This window comes from Halobellus litoreus (genome assembly GCF_024464595.1).
Lineage (GTDB): Archaea > Halobacteriota > Halobacteria > Halobacteriales > Haloferacaceae > Haloquadratum > Haloquadratum litoreum.
In genome coordinates, this window is record NZ_JANHAW010000001.1 from 246925 (window position 1) to 262523 (window position 15599).

At 67.5% G+C, this 15599-nt stretch carries 13 protein-coding genes; 6 read left to right on the plus strand and 7 right to left on the minus strand.

Translation table 11 applies throughout. The features are described 5' to 3' along the window. Positions 1–111 precede the first annotated feature (111 nt). Complete coding sequence (locus tag NO360_RS01220; RefSeq protein WP_390282548.1) at positions 112–942, plus strand: ZIP family metal transporter; 831 nt, start codon at positions 112–114, stop codon at positions 940–942. A gap of 220 nt (positions 943–1162) precedes the next feature. Here the strand turns inward: NO360_RS01220 and NO360_RS01225 are convergent, their stop codons facing one another. Next, positions 1163–1717 carry a DoxX family protein gene (locus NO360_RS01225; protein WP_256305558.1) on the minus strand — a complete coding sequence of 185 codons (555 nt, stop codon included), beginning with the start codon at positions 1715–1717 and terminating at the stop codon, positions 1163–1165. Between the two features lie 366 nt (positions 1718–2083). Then, positions 2084–3400, minus strand: coding sequence for a phosphoribosylamine--glycine ligase (locus tag NO360_RS01230; RefSeq protein ID WP_256305559.1), 1317 nt, complete (start codon positions 3398–3400; stop codon positions 2084–2086). Positions 3401–3500: 100 nt separating this feature from the next. Here NO360_RS01230 and NO360_RS01235 point away from each other — a divergent pair, with 100 nt between their 5' ends. Beyond that, positions 3501–3791, plus strand: coding sequence for a DUF211 domain-containing protein (locus tag NO360_RS01235; RefSeq protein ID WP_256305560.1), 291 nt, complete (start codon positions 3501–3503; stop codon positions 3789–3791). Between the two features lie 5 nt (positions 3792–3796). Next, positions 3797–4378 (plus strand): VIT1/CCC1 transporter family protein, encoded by a 582-nt coding sequence (locus NO360_RS01240; protein ID WP_256305561.1) that lies wholly within the window; start codon positions 3797–3799, stop codon positions 4376–4378. Positions 4379–4406: 28 nt separating this feature from the next. Here the strand turns inward: NO360_RS01240 and NO360_RS01245 are convergent, their stop codons facing one another. After that, positions 4407–7118, minus strand: coding sequence for a cation-translocating P-type ATPase (locus tag NO360_RS01245; RefSeq protein WP_256305562.1), 2712 nt, complete (start codon positions 7116–7118; stop codon positions 4407–4409). A gap of 187 nt (positions 7119–7305) precedes the next feature. Between NO360_RS01245 and NO360_RS01250 the strand changes: the two genes are divergently transcribed. After that, positions 7306–7716 carry a universal stress protein gene (locus NO360_RS01250; RefSeq protein WP_256305563.1) on the plus strand — a complete coding sequence of 137 codons (411 nt, stop codon included), beginning with the start codon at positions 7306–7308 and terminating at the stop codon, positions 7714–7716. Between the two features lie 51 nt (positions 7717–7767). Here NO360_RS01250 and NO360_RS01255 read toward each other — a convergent pair whose 3' ends face one another. From NO360_RS01255 to NO360_RS01265, 3 genes are all read right to left on the minus strand, one after another. Beyond that, on the minus strand, positions 7768–9075 hold the full coding sequence (locus NO360_RS01255; protein WP_256305564.1) for an ornithine cyclodeaminase family domain: 1308 nt from the start codon (positions 9073–9075) through the stop codon (positions 7768–7770). Positions 9076–9168: 93 nt separating this feature from the next. Next, the gene (locus NO360_RS01260; RefSeq protein ID WP_256305565.1) at positions 9169–10173 is read right to left on the minus strand and encodes an alpha/beta hydrolase; all 1005 of its coding nucleotides are present in this window, start codon (positions 10171–10173) and stop codon (positions 9169–9171) included. Continuing rightward, positions 10170–10520, minus strand: a complete 351-nt coding sequence (locus NO360_RS01265) for a DUF8159 domain-containing protein (protein WP_256305566.1) — start codon at positions 10518–10520, stop codon at positions 10170–10172. The genes NO360_RS01260 and NO360_RS01265 overlap by 4 nt, the downstream gene beginning before the upstream one ends. A gap of 189 nt (positions 10521–10709) precedes the next feature. Between NO360_RS01265 and NO360_RS01270 the strand changes: the two genes are divergently transcribed. Continuing rightward, complete coding sequence (locus tag NO360_RS01270) at positions 10710–11459, plus strand: response regulator (RefSeq protein ID WP_256305567.1); 750 nt, start codon at positions 10710–10712, stop codon at positions 11457–11459. Positions 11460–11532: 73 nt separating this feature from the next. Here NO360_RS01270 and NO360_RS01275 read toward each other — a convergent pair whose 3' ends face one another. Next, positions 11533–12279: an MBL fold metallo-hydrolase gene (locus NO360_RS01275; protein WP_256305568.1), complete on the minus strand. Its 747-nt coding sequence runs from the start codon at positions 12277–12279 to the stop codon at positions 11533–11535. A gap of 352 nt (positions 12280–12631) precedes the next feature. On the opposite strand from NO360_RS01275, the gene NO360_RS01280 reads away from it, so the two are divergent. After that, the gene (locus tag NO360_RS01280) at positions 12632–15598 is read left to right on the plus strand and encodes an ATP-dependent helicase (RefSeq protein ID WP_256305569.1); all 2967 of its coding nucleotides are present in this window, start codon (positions 12632–12634) and stop codon (positions 15596–15598) included. The last annotated feature ends 1 nt before the right edge of the window (position 15599 follow it).

The window sequence follows — 15599 nt, forward strand, 5'->3', positions numbered from 1 at the left end:
CCGCCCCTTTTCTGCAGGCGTAGACCACCAGCAGGTGGGTCCGTCAGATTTATTAAACGATGACGGCACATTAGTAATATAGTGGTTATTAATCTACGAAACAGAGTTCATATTTCCGGGCTATCCCGGGTCGGCGTGGTCGCCACGCTCGTTCTCGCTGGGCTCTCGGCGCTCGCGCTCGTCGGGGAGACGACCGGCGGGAGGAAGCTCGTCGGCATCTCCTGGGTCGCCTTCTTCGCGATGGCGCTGGCCGCCCCGCTGGGCGCTCGGACGGGCGAGCGGAGCGCCGGCGCGCTGGTGTGGGGGTACGGTCTCGCCGCGGGCGCGATGGTGACGAGCGCCGCCGTCTTCCTGGTGCCGCAGGCCATCGGTCAACACCCGCAGTGGGGCGGGTTCGGCGTCGCATTCGGGCTGCTCGCCGGCTTCGCCTCGCACTCGATCGGCCACCGACTCTCGCATATGGATCTCCCGATGGATCGAACCGTCGCGGAGTTGACCGCGCACGCGTTCTCCGCGGGCGCGATTATCGGGATTATCTACGGCAATATGCCCGAACTCGGCCTGCTGCTGGGGCTGGCCATCGTCTCGCATAAGGGTCCCGCCGGCTACGCGGCCGCGCGACGCCTCGCGAACGCCGGCCGCGACCCCTCGGTACTTTTACTCCCGGCGACCGGCGTCGGCGTCGCCGGAATCGCCTCCTCGATGATCGCGCTCCCCGCCGCGGGTCCGGTCCGAGGGCTCGTCTTCGGCTTCGCCGCCGGCGTCTTCCTCCACGTCGCGATGGACTTCCTCCCCCGCTGTGAGATCGGGAGCGAGATCCACGACCTGCTCTCGGTCTCGGGCGACGCCCACGCGCTGCTCGACCGGCTTCGTCTCCACGCCGTCGCCTCGACCTCGCTCGGCGGCCTCGTCGTGCTGCTGGCGTGGCTGCTGATCGCGTGATCGACTCCGGTCTCTGAGTCCCCGGCGAAGACGTCGCCAGCGTCGCTCGCGCGGCGATCCTTCCGACGTCCGGAGCGTGCGGCGGTCGTACGGCATCCGTGGCGTGCAGCGGCCCTGCCGGCTGTACATTCGTCACTTAGCCGGCGGGATCGAAACCATCACCCAGCCGCAGGAACATCTACGCGCCTTCGCACGTCGAAAAATCCGGAGCCAGTGCCGGTCAGCCGAGGAGGTACCGCATCCACGGATACCGTTGGATGAGCGGTTCGCCGCCGACTTCGTACTGCTCGATGTAGGCGTCGAGGCCGAGGATCCGCCCCGCGCCGAACGCCGCGACGGACAGGAACACGAGCATATACGCGAAGTCACCGTTGATGTACCCGTGCGAAATCTCCCAGTTCCCGAGGTAGAACAGGAGCATCATAAACGCGCCCCAGAACGCCGCGAGTCGCGTCAGCGCCCCGAAGATGACGCCGAGTCCGATCAGCACCTCACCCCACGGAACGGCGATGTTGACGAAGTCAACGAACCACGGTGTCTCCCCCATCGCAACGAACAGGCCGGCGACCGGACTGCCGTTCGCCGGCGGCGCGTTCTGCAGGTAGCCCGCGGCGCTGAAGCTCCCCGACAGCACCTTGTCGATGCCGCTCTGGAAGAACGCTACCCCGATCATCAGCCTGAGCGCGAGGATGAACCAGACGCTCAGGGAGTGTAGCTTTCCATCCGCCGTGAACCCGGCGATCGTGCTCGTGAGTCTGACTTCTTGAGAGGACATTGTTCTACAGGTGAGTCTCGACGACAGATGTTAAAAGTACCCTCGTGCAGTTATCGATTCGTGAAAAGCGTCCGCAACACCCGTCCAAACCGCTCGTAACGAGGAATTCGAACTGTCTTTCGCGATCCCGTTCGACCGTTCGAAACGTCGACTGTCGCGGCGTTCGCGCTGCGCTCCCAGACAAAAATCGTGGGCGTTCGTCTCGGAAATCTGTAAATTGCCCTGAAAATTTGCCGCATCTGACTTTGGATACTCATTCCCACGGGATCGCGCACCGACCGAAAAGCCGCGCGTAGAACGGATTCGCGGACGCTCTCGTTCGATTCGCACTCACGTGAGACGGCTAGTCTGACTCCAGCCGGATCCTCACGACTGCGGTCCGAGGTAGCCCCACGCCTGCAATCGGTCGCCGTCGCCGCCGATCCAGCGTTCGCCGATGTCGTCGCGGTAGTAGAGGTTCGGAATGACGATGTCGTCGAGGCGCTCGTAGGCCTGTTCGCGGGCGTTCTGCATCGTCTCGCCTTTGCCTGTCACGACGAGCGGCATCCCGCTCTCGCCGGCGACGCGCCACTGTCCGTCGACCCGTTTCGTGTCCTCCAAGTGGATTCCGTCGTGGCTGTCGGTGCCGAACACGACGGCCGCGTTCCGGGAGTTCTCGTCGTAGGTCTTCTCGTCGTCGAACGGGAACGGCGGCAGCACGACGCGAACTCCGATCTGAAATCCATTGTGGACCTCCAGTTCGGGGTCGTTCCCGTGTGCGAGGTCGTAGAAGAACCGGCCAGTCGGGGACTCGAACGACTCCTCTTGCAGCGCGATCGTCGGATAGCCGAATCGTGGGGTGAACTCTAACGGGTAGATGCCGGTCTCGTTGACGATGCAGTTGATGTCGATACTCCCGACGTAGCCCTCCCCGGCGAGCCAGTCTTCGAGTTTCCCGAACGTCTCCTCGAACAGTTTGTTTCGGCCACCCCAGAACATCGACGTACCCATCTCGCCAGTCGATGGCCCGATATTTCCGGGGAACAACTTCTTGTGCTCGAAATTGAAATTGACTTGGTCGATGAACCGGTCACCGTCGAAGAACCCACAGATGGCGATCTCCACGCCCTCGACCTTCCGCTGCAACTGGAACCCCTTCATCCGGTGGCCCCACGCCTTCTTGTAGGCGCGAAGGACGTCGACGACGTCGCTGCCGTCGTCCTCGGTGCCGACGTAGAGCAGTCGCTTGACGTTCTGGACCTCCCCGAGCGGTTTGATCACGTACGGTGCGGGATGCTCCCGGACGTGTTGGATACCGGCGTCGAAGTCCCCGAAGACGTGGTGCTCGATCGTGTCGACACCGTGCGCTTCGAGCACGTCCATCGCGTAGCCGCGGTCCTCTTCGAGCCGGTCAGTGTTCGGCGTCCCGCCGACGACGGCCGTTCCTTCCTCGCGGAGTTCCCGTGCGAACGCGCCGGTACCGACGTCGTCGCCAACCCAGATGTCGTCGAAGACGACGACGTCGGCCCACTCGACCTCGGCCCGCCAGTCGTCCGTTTTCGGCACGAAGCCGTCGCCGATCTCTCTGTCGCTCTCGGCTTCGATGTAGTACTTCACGTCGTGTCCCTCACGATGGATCTGCCACGCGAGGTCGGTGATCAACGCGGCGTCGGCTGAGACGACGAGGAATCGCTTGGCGTCCATACGTCGTCGTTCGGAGCGGAACGACTTGAGTCTGAGAACCGAACTCCGCCCGCCGCGACGGTCGGCGATATTAAGAAACCGCACGGCGTTAGTGCACGGTATGACAACGCTCCGACGAATCACGCTGGACGTGCTGAAGCCCCACGAGCCGTCGATGTTGACGTTCACGGAACGCGTCGCCGAGGTCGAAAGCGTCGACGGCGTCACGGCGTCGCTGATCGAACTCGACCAGGAGGTCCAGAACATCAAAATCACGGCCGAGGGGGCCGGCCTGGAGTACGAGGCCATCGAGTCCGCGATCGACGGTCTCGGCGGGACGATCCACTCCGTCGACCAGGTGGCCTTCGGCGAGCACGTCGTCGAGGAGCGACGAACGCTGCAGGACGGGTGATCACAGTGCTCTCGAGGATCGCGGTGCTCCGGCGCCTCTTCGAACGCGAGGACGTCCGCGCCATCTCCCGGCGCTACTTCGTCTCGAACGGGTTCGACGGGACGCTGACGAGCATCGGGGTCATCGTCGGCGCGGTGCTGTCGGGGATTCCGGACGGACTGACCGTGGTCAAGATCGGACTCGGGGCCGCCGTCGGGCTGGGGACCTCGGCGATCTGGAGCGTCTGGGAGATCGAACGCGCCGAGACGCGCGCGGAGATCCTCCGCATCGAGCGCGCGATGCTGATCGACCTCGACGACACGCGCGTCCACCGCGAACGGCGGGGTGCGCGGGTCGTTCACGCGACGGCCAGCGGCCTCGGGCCGCTCATCGGCGTGGTGATCCCGCTCGTTCCCTTCCTCTTCGAGGGAACGGTGCTCTCGATGGCCGAGGCGGGCGTGGTCGGCGTCGCGCTGGGCATCGGGGTCCTCGCGGTGTTCGGCGCGTATATGAGCACGATCGCCGGCCAGCGGTGGTACGTCTCGGCACTCCGGATGGCGCTCGCCGGACTCGTCGTCGCCGTGATCAATCTGTTCCTGCCGGGGTGAACGCGCGCCGGAGGGGCCTTCGCGTCGATCAGGTCGGTGCCGCCGAGCTCCGCGCCCGACGTCGCTTGAGCAGCCACCCGACGAGCAGGAGGATCGGCGCGCCGACGAGGAACACGAGTCCCAGTAGCCGCCAGTCGGCGAGGCCGAGGGGGACCGTCCCGAAGTACACGTTCAGCGGCGTGTAGAGGACGGCGACTTGGAGCAGCAGCGACGTGCCGACGGCCGCGGCCAGCCAGGGGTTCGTCAGGGCGGGCGTGCCCCGCATCCACCGGACGACGTACAGTTTGACGAACTCGAAGACGACGAACCCGGTGAACACCATCGTCATCGCGTAGGGCGTGACCGACGCCGCGCCGTCGAGGGTGTACCACAACAGGCCCAGGAACAGTCCCGTCGCGGTCAGGCCGGCCCCCCCGATGAACGCGAGCATCTCGGTGTCGATGATCCCCGCCGCCCGCTCGCGGGGCGTGCGGTCCATCACGTCGCCGCCCGGATCGGCACCGACCGCCAGCGCCGGCAACCCGTCGGTGAGGAGGTTGATCCAGAGCAACTGCACCGCCGGGAGGACGAGGTAGCCGAACAGCGACGCGATAAAGACCACCGCGACCTCCGCTGCGTTGGCGCTCAGCAGGTACGCGACGAACTTCCAGAGGTTGTCGAAGATGGTCCGCCCCCGCTGGATCGCGTTGCGGATCGTCGCGTAGTTGTCGTCGAGCAGCACGATGTCGCTGGCCTGCTTCGCCACGTCGGTGCCGCGGATCCCCATCGCGATGCCGATGTCGGCGTTCTTCAGCGCGGGCGCGTCGTTGACGCCGTCGCCGGTCATCGCGACCGTGTGGCCGTTCGCCTGGAGCGCCTGCAGGATCCGGACCTTGTGCGTCGGCTCCGCCCGAGCGAACACGTCGACCTCGTCGACGCGCTCGCGGAGCGTCTCCTCGTCCAGCGCTTCGACCTCCTGCCCGGTCAGCACGGTCGAATCGATGCCGATCCCCTCGGCGATGGCGCTCGCCGTGAGCGCGTTGTCGCCGGTGATCATCTTGACGTCGATCCCCGCGCGATGGGTGTCCGCGATTGCCGATCGCACCTCCTCGCGGGCCGGGTCGAGCATCCCCTGCAGGCCGACGAACACGAGGTTCTCCTCGGGGTCGCCGTCGTCGCTTCGCTCCTTGTACGCGAACCCGAGCACCCGAAGCGCGTCGCCGGCGAACTCCTCGACCTGCGCGGCGATCCGGTCTCGGGTTTCCGAGTCGAGTTCGGTCGGTCCATCAGGGCCGAGCACGCGCGTCGATCGGTCGAGGACGACCGTCGGCGCGCCCTTGACGAAGACCACGTCGTCGTGGATCGTCGCCATCCGCTTGCGCTCGGAGGAGAACGGGGCCTCGTCGCGACGGGGACGTTCCTCGCGGAGCCGCTCGACGTCGAAGCCGTGGTCGGCCGCGGCCGCGACGAGGGCACGCTCGGTCGGATCGCCCTCCGTCGCGGTCGAATCGTTGCAGACGGCCCCAATTTCGAGCAGGAGGTCGAGTCGGTCCTCGCTCGCCGCGCCCTCGTCGCCGCCGGCCTCGAGGTCGAGCGCGCCGCCGTCACCGTCGATACCCCCACCGTCGGCGCCGAGCGTTTCGTCCCCGCGGTCGATGTCGGCGGCGACACCGTCGCGCGAATCCGCAGCGTCACTCCCGTTGCCCGCGTCGCCGCCGACGTCGAGCACCTCGTCGTAGACCCACGCGGATCGCACGCGCATCTCACCCTCGGTCAGCGTCCCCGTCTTGTCGGTGCAGACGACGTCGACCGAGCCGAGCGCCTCGACCGCCGGCAGCGTCCGCACGAGCGCGTTCTCGTCGGCCATCCGCCGAACCCCGAGCGCCAGCGTCAGCGTAACCACCGCGGGGAGCCCCTCGGGAACGGCCGCGACGGCCAGCGAGACGGCCGTCAACGTCGCCTGCACGAGGCCGCGCCCCTCGAAGACGAGCAGCGGGACGATCACCGCCGAGAGGGCGACGACGCCGATCCCGAGCCGCCGCGCCAGGCGGTCCAGATCGCGTTGCAGCGGCGTCTGCGGGTCGTCGGCTCCGACGAGCGCCGTCGCGATTTCGCCCATTTCGGTCTCCATTCCGGTCTCGACGACGACGGCGGCGGCGTGCCCCCGGGTGACGTTCGTTCCCTTGTACACCATACTCGCTCGCTCGGCGAGCGGCGTCTCCTCGTCGACCGGATCGGACGCCTTCGGGACCGGGACGCTCTCGCCCGTCAGCGCCGCCTCGTCGACTTCGAGGTTCTGCGCCTCCAGCAGGCGGGCGTCGGCGGGGACGACGTCGCCCCCCGTCAGGAGCACGACGTCGCCCGGAACGAGTTCGGTCGCGGCGATGGTGGACTCCTCCCCGTCGCGTCGGACGCGGACCTCGGGGGCCGCCATCTCGCGGAGCGCGTCGAGGCTCTGCTCGGCGCGATACTCCTGGACGAACCCGAAGACGCCGTTCGCGAGCAGGATGATCGCGATGAGGACGGCGTCCACGAGGTGGCCGATGGCGAACGAGAGGACGGCGGCCCCGATCAACACCCAGATGAGCGCGCTCGAAAACTGCGCGAGGAATATCCGAAGCGGACCGCGGCCGTGGTCGGCCGTGATCTCGTTCGGTCCCACCTTCTCTCGACGGTCGGCGGCCTCCGCGGCGGTCAGCCCCGACGGCGTCGTCTCCACCGCCTCGCAGGCATCTTCCCCGGATCGACTGTGCCAGTCCATCCCTTGTCAGTTTACTCACACCACCGACATATATATGATAGCGTTGGTGGACTGACCTCTCCGGGGCTCAGATTCGTTCGGCGGATCGTCTCCCGGGGGGGATCGAACCAGTGAATCGGCCCGCGTGTCGACGCGATTTCCGCCGCCGTGAGGTGGCTTTTTATCGTCTGCACACGCGGGTCGAAGTATGACGACGTACGTACTCGCGACGAACCACGTCGACACGAGCGCGCGGCTCTGTGATTACCTCGTCGATCGGATCTCGTCGAGCGACGAGATCCACGCCGTCAACTCGCACCGCGGGGGCGACGAGACGGACAGCCAGGACGTCCGCGACGGCGAAGAGGCGCTGACGGTCGTCTCCTCGCGACTCGGCGGGCGGGCCACGGTCGAGACCCACCAGTTCGTCCGCGGCAACGCCCCCTACGAGGACGTCCTCGAACAGGCCGAGGACGCCGACGCCGACGAGATCGTGATAGGGATCCGCAAGCGAAACCCGACGGCGAAGGTGGTCTTCGGCAGCACCGCACAGCGGATTCTCCTCCACTCGAACCGGCCGATCGCGGTCGTGCCGCTGGTCGAAGTCGACCGCGAGTGATCGGCGGTCGAGTACGGGCGGCACCGCGGTCACCCTACTCGGACGTCTCGTTCACCGCTCGATCACCGCGTCGGCGAGCATCGGCACGAACGTCCCGATGTCGGTCACCATTCCGATCGCCTGGGAACTCCCGCGATCGAGCAGTTGCGTCACCGTCGCCGGGTTGATGTCGACGCAGACGACCTTCGTCGTCGACGCCAAGCAGTTGCCGACGGCGACCGAGTGAAGCAGCGTCGACAGCATCAACACGATGTCCGCCTCACGGGCCTGCTCTCGGATCGCCTCCTGCGCCTCGACGGCGTCGGTGATCGTGTCCGGAAGCGGGCCGTCGTCGCGGATCGATCCCGCGAGGACGTACGGGACGTCGTTCTCGACGCACTCGTACATCACGCCCTCGGTGACGAGGCCTTTCTCGACGGCGGGTTCGATGCCGCCGGCGCGGATGACCTCGCTGATCGTGTAGATGTGGTGTTTGTGGCCTTTCCGCGGGTGTTCCATCGTCTCCATATCCATCCCGAGAGAGGTGCCGTAGAGGCCGCGCTCGATGTCGTGAGTGGCGAAGCCGTTACCGGCCGAGAGCATATCAACGTAGCCCGCCCGGATCAACCGCGCGAGGTCGTCGCCGCCGCCGGCGTGGATGACCGCCGGCCCGGCCACGACGAGCACCGACTCGCCCCGTTCGTCCGCCGCGACCAGCGCGTCGGCGATGTCGTCGATGAGCGACTCTGAGGGCCGCTCCGCGGAGACGCCGCCCTGCATGAATCCGAACGGGCCGGAGGCGTCCCGGGGGCGGTCCGGCGGCTTGACGCGGATGCCCGCCTCGTCGGTGACGACGAGGTCACCCTCCCGGATCGCGTTCAGCACCTTCGTCCTGGCGCGGACGTCGCCGGCGGCGTCGCTCGCGTCTACGCCGTCGTCGCCTGCTTCGACGACGTCACCCGAACCCTCCGAGTTCTGGTTGCTTGTCGAGCTTTGCTCGACAACGATGGCACAGTCCATCTCGATGTGCTCGACGGGGATCCACTCGCCGTCGTATCTGATCTCTGTCGGGTGGTTCGTCGTCGAGTAAAAGCCCGCCGGGACGACCTGATCGGCCGGGGCGGGCTCGACCCGGGCGTCGACCGGATCGGTGAGGTTCGCCCCGTTCTGGTGGAGTTCGTGGAGGATCTCCCGGAGCGTCTCCTCGTCGTCGGCACCGACTTCCATCCGGCAGTAGGAGGTCTCGTCCTTGTGCCGACCGACGTCGAACGTCTCGATCTCGAAGGTGCCGCCGAGGTCCATCACGATCCCGAAGGCGCGCTGCATCGTTCCCGAGTCGATGATGTGGCCGTCGAGTTCGACGGTTCGCGTGGCGTTCATCGGCGGAGGTGCGTCCGGGAGCTAAAAGACGGTTGCGCCGGACGCGCGCCCGGTGGAGGGTCGCCGCGACGACGCGGCCCGACCGACCCCCCGTCACTCCCCCACGACGGCGTCGAGAAACGCCAGCCCGTGACCGATCGCCTGCTCGAAGCCGGTCCCCTCGTAGAGGTCGAAGTGACCCGCGGGGAGGCTGACGAGCGTCGCGTCCGCCAGCTCGTCGCTGAGGTCTTCGACCGTCTCGATCGGAACCACGTCGTCGCGGGTGCCGCCGACGAAGAGGGTAGGACAGGCGAGCCGATCCCGGTCCTCGTCGCCGACGTGCCGCGCCAGCGCGAGCAACGACCGGGCCGGGATCTGACCCTCCCAGTCGTCGCCGGCGAGATCACGGTAGCCGCGGTGAGCGCTCGGCGTCGACACGAGCGAGAGGCCCCGCCCGCCGTCGCTGCCGTCGTCGGCGACGGCGATCGAGTGGGGCCCGAAAAGCGGAGACTGGAGGCGGTCGCGGACCCCGGCGATGACGCCGCGGGCGAGGAATCCGAGGCCCCGTTCGCGGAGGAAGGCCCGGCCGGAGAGGACCGGCGTCTGCGAGACGACAGCCGCGATCCGCGGGTCGTCGGCGGCGACGTCTAGGACCGTGCCGCCCGCGAGGTCGATTCCCCAGAGAACCACTCGGTCGGTGGCGACGTCGCTGCGGCCTCGGAGCCCCGCGAGCGCCGCCTCCCAGTCGGCGCGCTGTCGCGGCGGCGAGATCAGGTCCCGCGGTTCGCCGTCGCTGTCGCCCGTGTGTCGCTCGTCGAAGTGGAAGACCGCGTACCCGGCCGACGCGAGGCGCTCGGCGTACCCGTCCAGGCCGACGCCCGAGGCCCCGATCGGTCCGCCGGCGAGGACGATCAGCGCAGGGTCCGACGGTCTGTCGGGTCGGTAGAGGCGACCTACGCAGCGCTCGCCGCCGCTGCGGAACGTCATCCGCACCGTGGCAAAGTCGTATCGGGAAGGTCGGCGTCGACGAGCGGTGTCCCGGCTTGGGTCGTCGCCGCTCTTTCGGCGCGCGTCGTCGCCCGTATCGCTCTCTCCCGACTCCGGACGGCGGACCGTCACTGTCCGTCCTCCGAGAGCGTGTCGATGACCCGTGCGGAGAACTCTTCGCCGTCGATGTCGTAGTCGAGGTACTGCCGGAACCACTCGGCCTCGGCGTGCCACGTTCCCTGCACGTTGTTTTCGTGCCGAAGCACCGTCGCCGACACTCGCTTCGGCTCCCACTCGTCGTGCTCCGCGGCGTCGATGAACGTCCGGAGGGCGCGTCCCATCTCCTGGTGGTTCACGTGCACGTCCGGAAACGCGGTGAGATAGACCAGTTCCACGGCCTCACCGCTCGAATCGAGCGATTCGACGTTGACCCCGTTCGACCGGAGTTCGCCTTCGAGTCCGGAGATGACATCTTCCATACCGGTTCCTTCTATGCGGAGCGAGTAAACAGTTGCCGCGCGAGCGTGCACGACGCCAGCACGGCGCGTCCGGAATCGTGGCCTCCCCGAACTCCGTTCCGTCCGAGAGGCGGACGATCCCCACACGAGAATCAGCACAGATAATTGGGCGAAATACACTTTTCTACTCGGTCGTAACCGCTCGTGTCAATGAGGGACGACCCGCTCTCGATCCTGCACGTCGACGACGATCCGAACCTGGGGGGACTCGTAAAGACGTACCTGGAACGCGATTCGAACGACGTTGACTGCACCGTGACGACCGAGACGTCACCGACCGACGCGCTGGATCGGATCCGGTCCGGGGGGCCAGAGTTCGATTGCGTGGTCAGCGACTACAATATGCCCGAGATGAACGGGATCGACTTTCTCGAAGCGGTCCGAGAGACGCATCCCGAACTTCCGTTGCTATTGTTCTCCGGCGAGGAGACCAACGACGTCGCCGCCGAGATCATCCGCGCCGGGGTCACCGACTACCTCCGAAAAGGGACGGGGACCGACCAGTACACGATGCTGATCCGGCGGGTCGAACACGCGGTCGAGGGAGGCGGGCAGTTCGATCCCGAGGCCGAGACCGAACTCGACGGCGTCGGCGTCGTCGGCACCGACGAGCGCTTCGAGGAGGCCGACGACACCTACGCGTCGTTCTACGGGTACGACCCCGAGGACGTCGAGGGCAAACACTGGACGGAACTGCACCCCGAGGAGGAGGTCGAACACATCCGGACGCACGTCCTGCCGGTCGTCCGGCGCGGCGGCGAGTGGAGCGGCCGCAGCCGCGGCCTGCGGTCCGACGGGAGCACGTTCACCGAGTCGAAGATGGTGACGGCGCTCGACGACGGCCGGCTACTGATCGCCGTCTCGGAACTCGACGATTCGGGACTCGGCGCGGCGGAGTGAGCGAACGGCGGCGTGCGCTCGCGACGCGTCACACGCGATCCCCCCTGCACCCCTGTCACCTGCGTTCGGCCGGTCACTCGACGTCGACTCGCAGGCCGTCGCGCGCGAACCGAACGTCGCCGTCGTAGTGCGCGCGAACCGAATCGAGCATCTCCTCGTGGCGGCCCTCCGTGTGGGGGTAGAGATGCGTCAGGTAGACCCGCCCGACGTCGCGTCCGGCCAGCGCCGCGCCGAGCTGCGACGGCGTCGGGTGGTTCGAGACGTCGACGTCGTCGGGGAACGAACAGTCGTGTGCGAGAACCGCCGCGCCGTCGGCGAAGTTCGCGAGCCCCGCCGACGCCTCTCCGTCGCCCGAGAAGACGACGTCGCCGCCGTCCTCGCCAGCGAACCGGTACGCCAGACAGTCCATCGAGTGGGTCGTCTCGGTCGCGGAGACGTCGAACCCGGCGACGGAGAACTCGGTCGCGCCGACCTCGCGGACGCTCAGGTCGACCCGGCCGTCGAGGTACTCGTGAACGTCGAGTAGGCCGTCGACCAGGGACTTCGTTCCCACGGGGCCGACGACCTCGAGGTACTCTTCCCCGGCCAGCCACCGCGCCTTCAGGAGCGGCAGGAGGTCCGCGACGTGATCGAGGTGGTGGTGCGTCAGGAGCACCGACGAGACCCCCTCGTAGCCGACCTCGGTGCCGGCGAGACGGTGGAGGACGCCGCTGCCGCAGTCGACGAGCAGGCTCCGGTCGTCCCGCTGGAGGAGCAGTCCCGACTGCACGCGGTCGGGAAGCGGCATCGCGCTGCCCGTTCCGAGGAATGTCAGTCGCATACGACCACCTACGTCGGCGCGGCCGAAAGTCGTTCGGAAGGAACGCCGCCCACACCGGGGTCCGGCGTAGGTTTATGTCCGAACGGGCGGCCACCACCCCTGTGACGTAGAAGCCGTCCCGCGTCGGGCAGCGGTCGTCCGGCACGTCGACGCGGGACTCGGTGAGCGCGGTTCCGAGGAAGCCGCGGGTCGCCGACGCGGGTGCCGGCTGTTCGCCACGACCGAGACCGGGGTCCAGACAGCGACGGCGCGATCGCCGGTTCGCGTTTCGGCCCTCACTTCCGCCCGAATCGAACGGAGATCCGCGACAGCGGGCAGAACCCACTTATCCGTTCGCTCCTACCTCCAGACGATGCCGCCCAGCGGGCGCGAACTGCTCCGACGAGTCGCCGCCGACGCAGTAGCAGCCGACGTCGACGATGGGGGCGCTGACACCGACGATGGGACTGCCGCCGACGATGGCGGGGCTGACGCCGACGAGGGGGCCGCCGACGCGGCACCAGTCGACGTCGCTGAGGGGGTCGCCGACAGCGGCGCTTCCGTCGCCACCGGTCGCGACGAGGACGCACCGGCGGACGCGACCCGCGCCTCCGACGGCGACCCGTTCGAGTTCGATCCCGACGCCGTCGACATCGCCGACGAGGACGTCCTCGACCGCCTCGAACCGGCCGTCCGCGAGTGGTGGGTCGAACAGTTCGGCCGCTACGTCGACCAGAACGGCGGCTTCTTTACGCCGCCGCAGCGCGAGGCGATCCCGCTCGTCGACGAGGGCGAGAACGCGCTCGTCTGTGCGCCGACGGGGTCCGGCAAGACGCTATCCTCTTTCACCGCGATCCTGAACGACCTGTTTCGGCGCAGCAGAGAGCTCGAGGACGGCCTCGACAACTCGGTGTACTGTCTGTACATCTCCCCGCTGAAGTCGCTCGCGAACGACATCCACCGCAACCTCACCGTGCCGCTGTCGGGGATCAGCGAGCGGATGGAAGCGCGGGGCGAGGCGGTCGAGGTCCGCCAGGCCATCCGCCACGGCGACACCGACTCCGCCGATCGACAGCGGATGCTCGAGGAGACGCCGCACGTGCTCAACACCACGCCGGAGACGCTCGCGATCCTGCTCAACGCGCCGAAGTTCCGAGAGAAGCTTCGCTCCGTGGAGTACGTCGTCGTCGACGAGATCCACAGCCTCGCGGCCAACAAGCGCGGCACGCACCTGTCGGTCTCCCTGGAACGCCTCGAAGCCCTCGCCGAGTCGTCGCCGACGCGGATCGGCTGTTCGGCGACAGTCGAACCGCTCTCGGAGATGGCGGAGTTCCTCGTCGGCCGCGACGACGACGGCGACCCGCGGGAACACGAAATCGTCGACACGCGGTTCGTCCGCGATTTCGACCTCCAGCTGGAGTGTCCGACCGACGACCTGATCCACACGCCTCGTTCGGCGATTCAGTCGGGGTTCTACGAGCGACTGCACGAACTCGTCGAGTCTCACCGGAACACGCTCGTGTTCACGAACACCCGCTCGGGCGCGGAACGCGTCCTCGAAAACCTCCGCGAGCGCTTCGACGACTACGACGAGGGAAACTCGGGCTGTCACCACGGCAGCCTCTCGAAAGAGCGGCGGCAGCTCGTCGAGGAGGGCCTGAAGGACGGCTCTCTGGACGTCGTGACGACCTCGACGAGCCTGGAACTCGGAATCGATATGCCGCATCTGGACCTCGTCGTCCAAGTCGGCTCGCCGAAATCGGTCGCGTCGCTGCTCCAGCGCGTCGGCCGCGCGGGCCACAGCCTCGGACAGACGGTCGAGGGGCGGGTGATCGCACTCGACCGCGACGAACTCGTCGAGTGCGCGGTGATGGTCGAGAAGGCCGAATCGGGGTTCGTCGACCGCGTGTTCGTCCCGGAGAACGCCCAGGACGTCGCCGCCCAGCACGTCTACGGAATGGCGATCAACGACGTCAGGCGGGAGGCCGACGTCCTGGGAACGCTCCGCCGCGCGTACCCCTACCGGAACTACGCCGACGACGACTGGGAGCGACTGCTCCGGTATCTCACCGCCGACTACGACGGTCTCGAATCGAAGAACGTCTACGCGAAGGTCTGGCGCGACACCAACGACCCGCCCGACGGCGAGCACCACTACGAGTCCTTCGACGTCGGGGAACCGCTGCTCGGCAAGCGGGGGCGTCTCGCCCGCGTCATCTACATGACGAACGTGGGAACCATCCCCGACTCGTTCACCTGTGAGGTGGTCACCCGGCAGGGCGAGGAGTGGGTCGGCACGCTCGACGAGGACTACCTCGACACCTTAGAGAAGGGAGACGTGTTCGTCCTCGGCGGCGATCGGTTCGCCTACCGCTACCGACGTGGCTCGAAGGTGTACGTGGACCGGACGAGCAAGCAGGCGACCGTTCCCTCGTGGTTCTCAGAGCGGTTGCCGCTGTCGTACGACCTCGGTCGCGAGGTCGCCGCGTTCCAGGCCGATCTGCTCGAACGCCTCGACGCCGACGGCCCCCCCGCGGTCCGCGAGTGGCTCCGGGGCTTCCCGATCGACGAGAACGCGGTCCGCGCTGTCACGCGCCTCTTCGACGAGCAGCGTCGCTACGCCGGCGCGGACAGCGTCGCGACCGACGAGCGAATCGTCGTCGAGGAGACGCTCGATCGGGAGACGTACCGCCGGCACTTCTACGTCCACTCGACGTACGGCCGGCGGTTCAACGACGGCCTCTCCCGCCTGGTCGCCCTCCGCTGTGCCAACCGCTCGAACGCCAACGTCCAGATCGCGGTCGCCGACAACGGCTTTTCCCTCTCGATGCCGCTGAACCGGAAGGTCGACGTCAGCGGCGTCCTTCGCGATCTCGACCCCGACGCGGTCCGCTCGGACCTCCGCAGCGCGCTCCAGGGCACCGACCTCCGCAAGCGCTACTTCCGGATCAACGCGACGCGCGCGCTGATGATCTTGAAGCGCTACAAGGGCTACGAGAAGTCCGCGGCCGAACAGCAGGTGTCCGCTGAGATGCTGCTCTCCTTCGCCGAGGACCTCGAGGAGTTCGCGGTGATGGAGGAGACCTACCGCGAGATCGTCGAGGACAAACTGAACCTGGCGGCCGTCGAAGCGGTACTGCGGGAGGTCCGAGCGGGCGACGTCGAGATCGTCACGAAACGGGTCGACTCACCGACGCCGCGGGCGTTCGGTCTTGCGACGCTGCTCGCCAGCGACGTCGTTCTCGCGGAGGACGAGAGCGCCGTGTTACAGGAGTTCCACGAGCGGGTGCTGGAGTCGATCGGGGACGAGGCCGAGGATGGCCGGGATTTCGGCACGTAAC